We start from the raw sequence: 12698 nt of genomic DNA on the forward strand, positions 1-12698 counted from the left end.
CACATCACTCTATTACAAATTTAATATGGCAACAATTAAATTATTCAAAACTATATTTTACAAATAAATAAATTGATACAATTTTAAATATGCATAATGCCAATTAAAAAAATACCCTTCATACTTATTCCTTGGATAAAGAAGGCGGAGCATCCAAAGCTGAATTGCCCCAGTTTTCATTCGGTTTAACACCCATTTCCAAAACCAGACTGCCGCCATTTGTCAGGTCATCGTGTGACAAATAAGTTTTGGTATAAGGCTTACCGTTTAATTTAGCAGATTGAATATAAATGGCATTGTCCGAGACGCCATTTGCTTTGATTTTAAATTTCTTACCATGAGACAGTTCAAAAGATGTTTCTTCAAAAACAGGTGTTCCCAAAACGTAAAAAGGTGTTCCGGGAGTTACGGGATATAATCCGGCCATACTAAATACGAGCCACGCCGACATTTGTCCGCCATCCTCGTTACCGCTCAATCCGCCAGGTGTTATATCATATTCTTCCCTGATAATCGTTTTAACACGTTTTTGAGTTTTCCAGGATTGTCCAACATAAGCATACAGATATGGAATCTGATGATTCGGTTCATTTCCGTGCCAATAATAACCCTGATCAAATAAGGTATCCAGTTTATTGATAAATGACTTTTCACCACCAACCGCTTTTTTCAGTCCCGCAATGTCCTGTGGGGCAAACCAGGTATATTGAGCAGGAGAACCTTCCGTAATAAAACTTGACCTTTTAGAAAAAGGATCGAAATTTTTCACCCAGCTTCCATCGGCATATCTTCCCCGCGCATAACCCGTTGCCGGATCGATCACATTCTGATAGTTCAAAGCTCTTTTTCGGAGTAAAACTGCGTCTTCAGCGTGTCCCAATTCTTCTGCTAAAACAAACAGGCAAAAATCATCGTAAGCATATTCCAGGGTCCGGGAAACCTGTTCTCGTTTGTGAAAAGCCTGCCAGACACTATCTTCCAACGGTACGTAATTATATTTCAAATAGGAAGTCAGCGCCCTCCGGCCCTTTCCCGCTTCATAACTTTTAGGATCAGCATTGGTATCAAAAGCATTTTTTCGCAACAATTTATAACCCGATTCTACATCGAAATTCCTGACATTTTTCACATAAGCATCAGCCATCACCGACATGACATGGTCACCAATCATGGCTGCGGTGTAACTATTCCAGATGGGAAAAATAGGCATCCAGCCTCCCTGTTCTCCTTTTTTCACCAATGATTGCATCATATCTCCTGATTTTTTTGGTTCCAGAAGTGCATGTAAAGGCATAGCCGCACGGAAAGTATCCCACATACTGTAATCACAATAATAATCGAAACCATCCGCTTTTTGCAAAGGTGTTCCACCGGCAAAAGACGGATACTGGCCATCAGCATCAGAGTACAAACGTGGAGAAAGTTTTGATCTGTAAAGTGCGCTGTAAAAAAGTGTTTTATCATTTTCACTTCCTTTTACTTTCATTTTACCAAGCGCTTCATTCCATTCATTTTCAGTTGCTTTGCGTACGGCATCAAAACTTTTGCCCGATTGTTCTTTTTTCAAATTATTCCGGGCACCTTCTATACTTGTAAAAGATGTCCCTATTTGAACGATAACTGATTTTTGTTTTGAACCAAAACCCACATAAGCGCCTAACTTTTCACGCTTCCCCTTCCCCATTTTTGTCCTCCCCCTCGGAACAATCATATCATCCTCCCAAACACCATATTGAGTGAAAGGCGTGTCAAATTTCAATATAAAATAACCACTAAATCCGGCTGACTGGCCGGACCCCTGATAAATTCTGTGAACGGGATTGTACCCAACTACCTCTCCTCTTTCAGGAAAAACTTCAACAAAACCTTCGCCTTCGTCACTATTGGGCTCAATTACAATGAAATTTTCTTTTCCTTCTGCATAAGTAAAACGAAGCATTGCCGAACGCGCCAGCGAAGTTGCCTCAGCCGTAATGTTATAATCGTCAAGCTTGACACTATAATAAGCAGGCGTTGCGATTTCCGTTTCATGGCGAAATCCGGAAGCACGTTGTTCAGGATTTACGGCCAGTTCTCCTGATATTGGCATAACCGTAAGCGTTCCATAATCCTGAACACAGGAACCATTCAGCCAGTGTGTTCCCCGAAATCCCTGGAACTTTGTATCAGCATAATAATAAGGTGCAATACATTTTGTTTCAGTTGATTTTGTCTGCGGCGTCCATTGCGTCATTCCGTAGGGAGTTCCTACCGCAGGCATCGTTTGCCCTTTTAATTCGCTTCCGGCCTCACTATGTTTTTTTGAACTTTCCGTGGCAGCCGGTGCCGTACCAATGCGTGTTTCAACATATTGAATTGGTAATTTTTGCGCATAGGAAATCTGACAGATTAGTAATAATCCAAAACTAAAAAACCCTGAAAATCTGCGCAAACGAGAATAAAAAAACATATAAAACGGTAAAAATTGAAAATTAAAAGACGGCTTAGCGCTATCAAGTTGGAAGCTTGACTTATTATCTTCTCTATTAATAACTAACTTTACACGCAAAGCTACTGCTAAGACGATTAAATATATTTCTGCCCTTATGAATTTACATAGTATAGATACAGGTTATTTCAAGCTGGATGGCGGTGCAATGTTTGGCGTGGTACCTAAAACCCTGTGGAACCGGCATAATCCGGCCGATGAAAAAAACCTCTGCAACTGGGCTATGCGTTGTCTGTTGATTGAAGACGGTGATAAATTAATCCTTATTGATACGGGGCTTGGCGATAAACAGGATGAAAAGTTCTTTGGGTTTTATGATTTAAGCGGAGATGCTTCTTTACTGGATTCAATAAAAAAAGCAGGTTTTTCAGCAGAAGATGTTACCGATGTTGTGTTAACTCATTTACATTTTGACCATGTAGGAGGAGCTGTAAAGTACAATACGGATAAATCGCTTTTGCTGCCCACGTTTCCAAAAGCAACTTACTGGTCAAACGAAGCGCACTGGCAGTGGGCAACCAATCCGAATCCAAGGGAAAAAGCTTCATTTTTGAAGGAAAATATTTTACCAATTAAAGAATCGGGACAGCTTAAATTTATTGAAAAAGGTATATCTCCATTTTCTAATATAAATTTTATCCATGTAGACGGACACACAGAACAAATGATGCTGCCCGTTATTTCTTACAAAAACCAGAAGATCATTTATGCCGCCGACTTAATTCCGTCTTCCTACCATTTGCCGCTTCCCTGGGTAATGAGTTACGATGTAAGGCCATTAATGACTATGGTTGAAAAAGAAACAGTTCTAAAAAAAGCTGTGGATGAAAAATGTATTTTAATGTTTGAGCATGATCCGATTTATGAAGCAGCTATTGTAGAACAAACAGAAAAGGGAATCAAGATTTTGGAAAGAGGGGATTTGGAGATATTTCTTTAATGATTAAGCGTATATGAGTTTGCCTTTGGCCTCAGGAATATCTCGTCCTAATTCTTTTGCTGTTTCAATCCATTGATCTATCAAAATTTGAATATTGGCCAAAGCCTCATTTTGTGTCTGTCCATCAGCCATACATCCTGCTAATTCCGGAACTTCTACTATGAAAGTACTATCTTCTTCACTCCAGTACATAATTAATTCGTATTTGGTATTCATAGCTTTACAAGTTTATGTTTCAAAATTAAATTTCTTACTTGTTTAATCTGATATGGCTTTGCTTTATTCCCAATTGGCTGAATATTTATAATTTCATATATGCCTTCTTTGTGAAAAATCCGATGACTTACAGCCGTCATTTTTATTCCATTGAGGATTACAATTTAGCAAATGTTGCCCTTTATGTGGATAATATTGAATAGAAAAATAAAACTTACTGCCTGGTTAGATTAAATTGCTTTATTGCCGGAGTCTTCTTGTTTAAACAAAATATGAAAAAAATCGGATTAGTTTTATCAGGAGGGGGAGCTCGTGGAATATCCCATATTGGTGCGATCAAAGCGCTTGAAGAACATGGATTGAAACCACATATCATCAGCGGAACCAGTGCAGGTTCTTTCGTAGGCGCACTTATCGCCTACGGATATACAGCCGACGAGATTTTTGAGATAATCCTTAAAACCCGTTTTAGTTCTTTTTTGAGACTTGGATTTAGTTTCGGAGGACTTTTAAAAATTGATCGTGTTGAAGAAATAATCAAAAAATACATCCCCGAAAATACTTTTGAAGCTTTAAAAATCCCTCTTGTCGTCACCGCTACTGACCTTAATGCCGGACAGGAGGTCACATTTAGAAGCGGGAATTTGGGAAAAGTTATTTTAGCATCTTGTTGTCTTCCGGGAGTTTTCAAACCTTACAATCTGGAAGGCCGCGATTTGATTGATGGAGCCATTTTCAATAATCTGCCGGTTGCGCCCATAGAAAAAGAAGCGGATTACATTATTGGAATTCACTGCAACCCGCTTCTTTTTGACAAACCTTTTGCACACATGCATCAAATTACCGTGCGCAGTATTCGAATGGCGATGCGGCATAAAGCCAAAGCCAGCCTGGATCGGTGTGATCTTCTTATTGAAGCGCCTGAACTAAGTACTTTTAATACCTTCGATTTCACGAAAGCGCAGAAGTTGTTTGATATTGGGTATAAGTATACGAAGGAGCTACTTGTTGAAAAGAAAATTGCTTTTTAGGATCATTGCTATTATAATTTATCCTGGTAAATCCAAAGTTAAACTTTGGATTTACCAGGATAAATTATTTATATTTGAGAATGATAAAGAGAAATTTACAAAGAGACCTTGAAAATAGATTAAAAAGTTCTCCTGCGGTTTGTATTCTTGGACCAAGACAAGTTGGCAAAACAACTCTGGCCAAGCTCATTGTAAGGGATGAAAACAGCTATTTATATCTTGATATTGAAAATCCCCGTGACTTGGTAAAACTAAGTGATGCCTACACCTATCTAAATAATCGTCAGGATTTGTGTATTGTACTTGATGAAGTACAGCTGATGCCTGAGCTATTTTCTTTGCTCAGACCTCTTATTGATAATAACCGAAGACCAGGACGATTTATTTTACTTGGATCAGCTTCACCAAGACTGGTAAAAGGTGTATCAGAATCGCTGGCTGGCCGTATTTCATATTTAGAACTTACGCCTATTGGATTTACAGAACTGCCGGAAAACTTTAATTTTTATCAACATTGGTTTTTGGGTGGTTTTCCAAATGCGCTATTAGCACAAGAATTGGCGACATCACGGGAATGGGTTCAAGATTTCACAAGAAGTTACATTGAGCGGGATCTCGCGCATTTGTTTGGCGTAGAATTAGCTCCGACTTTGCTTAGGAATTTCTGGATTATGCTGGCCCATTCCAACGGTAATATATGGAACGCCGAAGTTTTTGCTCGTTCTCTCGGTGTAACAGCACCCACAGTTTTACGATATCTTGGTTTTTTAGAAGGCGGTTACATGATTAAACGCCTTCAACCGTGGTTTGTAAATGCAAAAAAACGCATAGTCAAGTCTCCCAAAATATATGTCAGGGATACAGGAATTCTTCATAGTTTATTAAATATTACGCGTCCGGACGATCTTTTTGGACATCCAGCTGTTGGTGCCTCCTGGGAAGGTTACGTTATTGAACAGGTTTCCCAAATGGTAAGAAATAATTTGGATCTGTTCTTTTACAGAACCCAGGCTGGCGCAGAATGTGATCTTGTTCTCGTCCGGGGAATAGAAGTAATTGCTTGCATCGAAATAAAACTTAGCAACTCTCCTGTTGTTTCAAAAGGTTTTATCAATTCCTCAGAAGACTTAAATCCAAAATTTAAATATATCATAACGCCTGAAAGCGATGATTACACGACAAGTCATGGTGTAACTATTACTAATCTTAAATACTTTTTGGAAAAATATTTGGCAAAATTGTAATTAAATCCCATTTTTTACGAATAAAACTAATTCAGTTTCGCAATTGGCTCGTTACCCTTTCCAAGTTTTTGAATCACCCAATTCCCAACCTTATCCCCCTGTATCCAGCCATTTTCAACTGCATCCATAAAATGAATTCCGCCATAAAATCTTGATAAACCGGATTCTTTTGCTGCATCATTGAATGATTTGAATTTTCTTGCTTTCAACCCAAAACGCTCTTCCACGGTATCGGTATAAGCAAAATCATCTCCAAAATAATGTGTCAAAATAACCGCGGCGGCCGAAGATACTACCGAATGCCCGCTCAGATATTCAGGAAATGGAGGAGTTTGTAGAAATGGTTTCCAGTTTGGATCAATATATTTACGGATCACAGTTTCCGGGCGGATTCTATTACTTCTGTATTTTTCATCCCAACAAGCCATAAATCCATCCATCAAGCCGATTGCCACAGAAGTAGTAACCAACAGTGTTTTTGAAAAATCCGTTTTAGCTTGTTTACAGGCAATATCTGTTATACCAATCCAATGCGCGCCGGGAGAAATTTTCTTCATCCCAACCAACAAATGCCCTTTATTTTCCAAAGCAAAAGGATTACAATCCCAAAACGCAGCGGTAATTTTTGCATCACCTTCTGCTTTCACCTCGTAAACGGCGATCATTATTTTAAAAAAATCAGAATTTTTGCTTTCTGAAAATAGAACTGGGGGAGCTGGTTTGAATTGCGAAGAAGAATCCAAGGTAAAAGGACGAACCGTTTTGAAATAGGGCTCAACTGGAGGGAAATAACCAGGAGGTGTCGGATACCAGCTTCCTTTTGTTTCAATCGGTGCATAACGCGGAAAATTACTTATCCGATTATATTTGTCAGCCTTGGCGTACTTCAATATCTGCTTGCTGATTTCCACTGCGTATTCCTTAGATCCGGCAATAATCTCTTCACTGAAACCAATTGTTTTGCAGGAATCAAGCAAATGATCCTGATATTTTTGCAGCATCAAGCCGCCGGAAGGCTGCATTTTTTTTGCGGTTTCCAACATAGCCAAAACTGCACTAAGCTGATAAGAGTATTCCGTTAATCCCTCCGGTTTTTTAATTTCAGGAAAATCATTCAAAACGCCATGCATTGTTTTATATGCTGAATCATTTTGAGCTACCACTTCGTAACCGGCCAGACAGGCATAAGAATAAAAGCGGGCGCCAAGTGGCGGATTGGTAACATCATGAACCATCACGTCCGTCATTTGGCTGGTAACCTGGCCAATGATAGCACCGTCAAGTGCTGGTAATTTTCTATCTTTTGTATTACACCTTGTCAAAAAAACGATGAACAAAAGTGGCAGGAGGAACTGAATTTTCATTTTTTAACAATTTTGTATGCTTTTATTTCCTGCTGATTAATCCCGAACAAAAGTGTATTTCCAATTGGAAGTACACTGCGCACATCACCTTTCAGCGCAAAACCTGATTTATCCTGAGGTATGTATTTAAAATTCCCTTTGCCGTCTCCTTTTACTAAAATCCCGTAATTGGCGTCGTATTTCCCAAAACGCAAACGGGCTCTGCTGCTGTTGCCACAGAAGAGCAAATCCTTTTTACCATCCTGATCAAAATCAAGGGAAGTAATCGTATAAATTGGTGAAGACTGAACTTCCAGCGGCAATGATTTTTCTTTTAATTTCCCCGACGCATTACTTTCAAAATACGCCGTTTTTAAAAAATTTGATGTTAAATGAGAAGCATCTTTTAATTCTTCCGGCGTGAAAATATCGGTTACGGATGCATCTGCGTAGCTTTTATAATCCTGGAAACGCGTTCTCATAATGCTCATCTGATCCAGCATTTCATCCCGCGTTACATAAGGGTAACTTTTCCCCTGGATGTAAAATGACATAATGGGATCAACAGACCCATTGTCATCAAAATCCTTGTAAACCATTTCCACAGGCTCGGCATCACTTGCTTTGCACTGCGTATTCAATCCAATATTTCCGGCAACAAAATCAGGTTTCCCGTCACCATTTATATCGTCAACCAGGATTTTATTCCACCAGCCGCTGTAAGCTTTTTCAAAATAATCCAGCGTTTTATTGGTCAATTTCCCTCCCGCATTCACCAGTACCGTGATCGGCATCCACTCTCCTACCAAAACCAGATCCGGCTTTTTATCTCCGTTCATATCCGTCCAGACAGCATCCGTCACCATACCAATTCTTTCCAGTTCCGGAGCAATTTGGGCCGTTTGATCTATAAACTGGCCCTTGCCATTGTTGATCAAAATATAACTTCTTGGCGCTTCAGGATATCTGCCAGGAATTACTCTTCCGCCAACAAACAAATCCTGTTTTCCATCTCCATTAAAATCAGTAACCCTGACACAGCTTTTGCTAAAAAGCATTTGTGGCAAAGCATCTGTTTTCTTTGTAAAATTTCCTTTACCGTCATTGATATAAAGCCGGTCTTGCAGCAAAACATCTTCAGGCATAAAATTGGCATAACCACCGCTGGTTACATACAAATCAACAAATCCGTCACCGTTTGCATCAAAAAACGCTGCATCCGTATCTTCGCTTTGTTTATCCGCTTCAAAAGCGGAAACCGGTTTGCTTACAAAAGATCCGTTTTTTTGTTGTAGAAATAATTTGCCTGCTTCACCATATCCTCCTCCTACATATACATCTTCCAGCTTATCACCATTTACATCACCTTTTGTTAAATTAGGATTTGAAAAGGAAATCGCATTCACCATAAGAGGTTGGCGCTTGAAATCATTGATTTTGTTTGCCGGATTTTTATATGCTATCGGGGAAGGAACCGGACTAAAAAGCGGGGTTTCAGTAGCTTGAATTATCGTTTCTGCTTTCGCATTTTTTTCAGATAAAGTAAGTAATTGATCTGCTTTCGGATTTACCAGTTTTTCCTGTTTGCCGCTTAGCCACGTTATTTTCAGAGAATCAATGGTAGCTGAATTTCCAAGTCCAAAATGTAAAACCGGTGATACGCTCGACTGATATCCACGTGTTGGCATTTGTTCCAGATATTGCTGCTGGCCATTTTGATAAATTGAAACTTTCGCTCCTGTACCCAGTGTATTTTTTTGTTCACCTTCCAGTTTCAATTTCAGGTAGTGATTTTTCAATTGTTTGCTACCTTCATTTTGATAAATAAAAGCAGGGATATTGATATTATTAACGACCAGGTCCAGATCTCCGTCATTGTCAAGATCCGCATATGCCGCTCCGCCACTATTTGAAACCTGCCCCAAGCCCCAATCGGCCGCTACATTTTTGAACGTTAAATCCTTATTATTCTGGAATAAATAATTTTTAATGTTCGAAGATGGTATTTGACCAACCAATTCCAATATATCCTCCCTTCTAACCTGCCCCTCTTTTCTTTTTAAATGATCGCCCATGTATTTCAGGAAATCCATATTGGTGTAGTCTCTCAAATAACCATTCGTTATAAAAAGATCTTTCCAGCCATCATTGTCATAATCCGCAAACAGTGGAGCCCAGCTCCAGTCGGTATTGGAAACACCAGATAATTGCCCGATTTCTGAAAACAAAGGTGTTGCAATTTTACCTTGTTTCCCTACCACACCTTCATTCAGTTGCAGCATATTGCGCATGTACTGATGATGAAAACCCATTTTTACGTTGAAATCAAACAATTCATAATTGTCGAGCCCAACCAGAAGCTTTTGTCGGCGATTGTCTTCAGGCAACATATCCAGCGTGAAAACATCCGGCAAACCGTCATTGTTAAAATCTGCAATTTCATTTCCCATAGACGAATGGGAAGTATGTCCTATTCCCGAATCGATAACATCGGTAAAAGTGCCGTTTTTGTTATTAATATATAAGAAATCGGGTACAGAATAATCATTGGAAATGTACATATCCGGCCAACCGTCCATGTTGACATCTGCAATGCCTATCCCTAATCCATAACTTAGCTCAGAACTTTGTATCCCTGCTTTTTTGGTTACATCTTCAAAAAACGGTTCTGAACCATTTTTCATAGTATTACGAAACAACCTTGCTCCGGCCGAAGGGTCTTCTTTTTTGAGAATTTCAGCTGTTGATGATTCATCTAAAATTGGGAGCGCTTTTGGATTATGGTTCAACAAAAACATATCCAGATCACCGTCCCGGTCATAATCAAAAAATGCTGCTTGTGTGCTAGTGCTTGTATTGGCCAAGCCATATTTTTCCGCTTTTTCTTCAAACTGCGGAATACCGGCAGTATTTGGGCCTTTGTTTATAAATAACTGGTTTTTTAATTTATCCGGAGAAACCGTTCCTGAATAACAGACATAAATATCAAGTAAGCCATCCCCATTTACATCGGCCATTGTTACCCCGGTTTTCCACGGACTTTCACGGCCAGCAACGTTTGACGCAGCAGTAATGTCTTCAAACTGCATATTACCTTTATTGAGATATAGTTTATTTGAAACCATATTTCCGGTAAAATAAATATCATCCAGCCCGTCACCATTTACATCGCCAACAGCTACTCCACCACCGTTATAAAAATATTCATACATCAGCACGTTGGTGTTTAAGCCTTCGGTTAATGTATTGACAAAATCCACTTTTGTTTTTTCAGCATGCAGTAAAGTAAAAAGGGGAGTTCCGGAAACTTCGGATTTATTTTCTCCTGATTTTTCTGATTTGTTGCAACCAGCAATAGCAATTATAACGAACAGGAAGGCGGCTCTTGAAAAGCCATTTTTTAGTTTCATGATCGAAACAGAAAATAGATGATGTTATAGAAAAAAGAAACTATGCCTGCACAAGGCAGACATAGTTTCCGGTAAATTTAAACAGTATGATAAATTAAATTATACTGTTTCATTATTTAAAATCAAGATCACTGAATTATTTATCGTAGCCAGGATTTTGAAGTAATAATTTATTACGGTTGCTTTCATCACGACCAAACGGACGGAAGTACATTTTATCCAGCCACTGACGGTTTTCGTGCTGTACATCTTCAACTGGTGTATAAGTATAATTATAAACCGATGTATCAAATTTGTAAGGCTCGGTCATCGTTTTACCAGCTTTAAATTTACCGGTTACACTGATAAATGTAAGTTTTCTACCTAAGGTTGTGGGCGCGATCATCCAACGTCTTGTATCATGGTAACGTTGCTCTTCGTAAGCCATTTCAATTCTTTTTTCCTGACGGTAAGCTGCTGTAAGATCAGCTCCGCTTGCTTTGATTGCAGGCATACCTGCACGAAAACGAATTTTATTTAACCATAATAAAGCGTCTGCCTCATTACCTGTTTCAATGGAAGCTTCAATAAAGTTGAAAACAGCTTCTGTATAACGGAAGAAAGGCCACGGGATATTCTGACGGTCTGTATTATCAACCAGATTAGGGTTTGGATCGATAAACTTACGCATGTAATAACCTGTACGGCTACCATTCCAATCTTCAATAGAGCTGCTGCGCGTATCTAATCCTTTTCTGTTAGTTATTGCCCCTTTGCTATCAGCCAGGTCATAAGTACCAGTCTGGATCTGGTTCGCCGGATCCACGTTTCCTGAGATTTTATCACGAGGTTTCCAAGGCGCACCATCGTACATGATACTTGCATAAAAACGTGGATCACGATTTACGTAAGGAGCTGCTGCATGTACAGGGTTAGTCCAATGAAAGGTTGTACCATCCATCATTTGATAATCATCAACAATTAAGCCGATTGGTGTATTACCTGCCCAGTTATGGTATCCGTTAGGTCCGTTGTTCAAACCTGTCTGACGTGCACCTTCTGATTTACCAGGCGTAAACTGACGGGCAAGGATCAAATCAACTGCTGCCGAAGCATCCAGTGTTTTATCTGCGCTTCCGCCTCCCATTGCCAAAGAAATGTAGTTCAATCTTCCTTCTTCCGCCGAAGCCGGAGCTGTAAGATTTAATTTATAACCTGATGTAGCATCAACAACCGCCTTTGCAGCTGCAAGCGCAGCCGTCCAACGCGCTTTACGGTCACCACTTACATAACCCAGGAATTCCGGATTTGCATAACCAGAGATTGTAGTCGATTTCGTTTTTGCTGTTGGGATATCATGCAAATCACTTGCTGCATAAAGCAAAACACGTGATTTCAAAGCAAGAGCCGCCAATTTAGTTGCGCGTCCTGATTGTAAAGTTTTACCATCAAGATAAACCGCTGCACTATCGGCATCCTTAACAATGAATTTGATACATTCATCATACGTATTTCTAGCCACAGTATAGTCTTCGCCAAGACCGTAAACTTTTGAAACCAGTGGAACCGAACCGTAGTAACGTACCAATTGCTGATAGTAATAAGCACGCAAAAAGTGGGTTTCACCTTTTAAGCGGTCTTTCAAAACTTTATCCTCGAAGGACGTTGTAGAATATAGATTTTGAAGAGCAATATTACAGGCACGGATACGGGTGTACATAGGGCTCCATCTGTAAGTATCATCTTCCCAGCCAAGGTTGGAAGGGCTTAAACTTCCTTCATTGATTGTATTGATGTTTCTTCCTGTATGCGTAAACACTGCCTCGTCCGTAAGGGAAGCAAGCATTTGCTCAGCGAATCCGCCTTGCTGTAAACCGTTGTAAATTTCAGTAACAAAAGCTTCAGACAATGCACCATCTTTCCAGACAAGATCCGAACTGATTTCAGTTTGCGGGGTCGTGTCGAGGAAATCAGTATCACAGGATACCAAACCTACGGTACCGAGTAATCCAAAAAGTATTATATTCTTGTAATTGAATTTCATAAT

At 39.5% G+C, this 12698-nt stretch carries 8 protein-coding genes; 3 read left to right on the forward strand and 5 right to left on the reverse strand.

From position 1 onward, the window contains the following. Positions 1-124: 124 nt before the first annotated feature. Positions 125-2449: a GH92 family glycosyl hydrolase gene (locus FZF08_RS08380; RefSeq protein WP_159468185.1), complete on the reverse strand. Its 2325-nt coding sequence runs from the start codon at positions 2447-2449 to the stop codon at positions 125-127. A 136-nt stretch (positions 2450-2585) separates the two neighbouring features. Here FZF08_RS08380 and FZF08_RS08385 point away from each other — a divergent pair, with 136 nt between their 5' ends. After that, on the forward strand, positions 2586-3428 hold the full coding sequence (locus FZF08_RS08385) for an MBL fold metallo-hydrolase (RefSeq protein WP_159468186.1): 843 nt from the start codon (positions 2586-2588) through the stop codon (positions 3426-3428). Between the two features lie 3 nt (positions 3429-3431). On the opposite strand, the gene FZF08_RS08390 is transcribed toward FZF08_RS08385, so the two are convergent. Further along, complete coding sequence (locus FZF08_RS08390; protein WP_159468187.1) at positions 3432-3644, reverse strand: type II toxin-antitoxin system HicB family antitoxin; 213 nt, start codon at positions 3642-3644, stop codon at positions 3432-3434. A 272-nt stretch (positions 3645-3916) separates the two neighbouring features. Here FZF08_RS08390 and FZF08_RS08400 point away from each other — a divergent pair, with 272 nt between their 5' ends. Continuing rightward, entirely contained in the window at positions 3917-4675 is a 759-nt protein-coding gene (locus tag FZF08_RS08400; protein ID WP_159468188.1) for a patatin-like phospholipase family protein, read from the forward strand. 80 nt (positions 4676-4755) lie between these two features. Continuing rightward, positions 4756-5919 carry an ATP-binding protein gene (locus tag FZF08_RS08405; RefSeq protein WP_159468189.1) on the forward strand — a complete coding sequence of 388 codons (1164 nt, stop codon included), beginning with the start codon at positions 4756-4758 and terminating at the stop codon, positions 5917-5919. Positions 5920-5945: 26 nt separating this feature from the next. Here FZF08_RS08405 and FZF08_RS08410 read toward each other — a convergent pair whose 3' ends face one another. The 3 genes from FZF08_RS08410 to FZF08_RS08420 form a co-directional block, all read right to left on the reverse strand. Then, the gene (locus FZF08_RS08410; protein ID WP_159468190.1) at positions 5946-7283 is read right to left on the reverse strand and encodes a vanadium-dependent haloperoxidase; all 1338 of its coding nucleotides are present in this window, start codon (positions 7281-7283) and stop codon (positions 5946-5948) included. Further along, a complete protein-coding gene (locus tag FZF08_RS08415; RefSeq protein WP_159468191.1) occupies positions 7280-10672 on the reverse strand; it encodes a VCBS repeat-containing protein in 3393 nt (1130 codons plus the stop codon). The genes FZF08_RS08410 and FZF08_RS08415 overlap by 4 nt, the downstream gene beginning before the upstream one ends. A gap of 136 nt (positions 10673-10808) precedes the next feature. Next, complete coding sequence (locus tag FZF08_RS08420; RefSeq protein WP_159468192.1) at positions 10809-12695, reverse strand: RagB/SusD family nutrient uptake outer membrane protein; 1887 nt, start codon at positions 12693-12695, stop codon at positions 10809-10811. Between the last annotated feature and the right edge of the window lie 3 nt (positions 12696-12698).

It is taken from the genome of Dyadobacter sp. 3J3, from assembly GCF_009801115.1.
Taxonomy (GTDB): domain Bacteria; phylum Bacteroidota; class Bacteroidia; order Cytophagales; family Spirosomataceae; genus Dyadobacter.

Coding starts and splice junctions, on each gene's coding strand:
- FZF08_RS08410 (WP_159468190.1), bottom strand. CDS start 7,283: ATGAAAATTCAGTTCCTCCTGCCACTTTTGTTCATCGTTTTTTTGACA.
- FZF08_RS08420 (WP_159468192.1), bottom strand. CDS start 12,695: ATGAAATTCAATTACAAGAATATAATACTTTTTGGATTACTCGGTACC.
- FZF08_RS08390 (WP_159468187.1), bottom strand. CDS start 3,644: ATGAATACCAAATACGAATTAATTATGTACTGGAGTGAAGAAGATAGT.
- FZF08_RS08380 (WP_159468185.1), bottom strand. CDS start 2,449: ATGTTTTTTTATTCTCGTTTGCGCAGATTTTCAGGGTTTTTTAGTTTT.
- FZF08_RS08405 (WP_159468189.1), top strand. CDS start 4,756: ATGATAAAGAGAAATTTACAAAGAGACCTTGAAAATAGATTAAAAAGT.
- FZF08_RS08400 (WP_159468188.1), top strand. CDS start 3,917: ATGAAAAAAATCGGATTAGTTTTATCAGGAGGGGGAGCTCGTGGAATA.
- FZF08_RS08415 (WP_159468191.1), bottom strand. CDS start 10,672: ATGAAACTAAAAAATGGCTTTTCAAGAGCCGCCTTCCTGTTCGTTATA.
- FZF08_RS08385 (WP_159468186.1), top strand. CDS start 2,586: ATGAATTTACATAGTATAGATACAGGTTATTTCAAGCTGGATGGCGGT.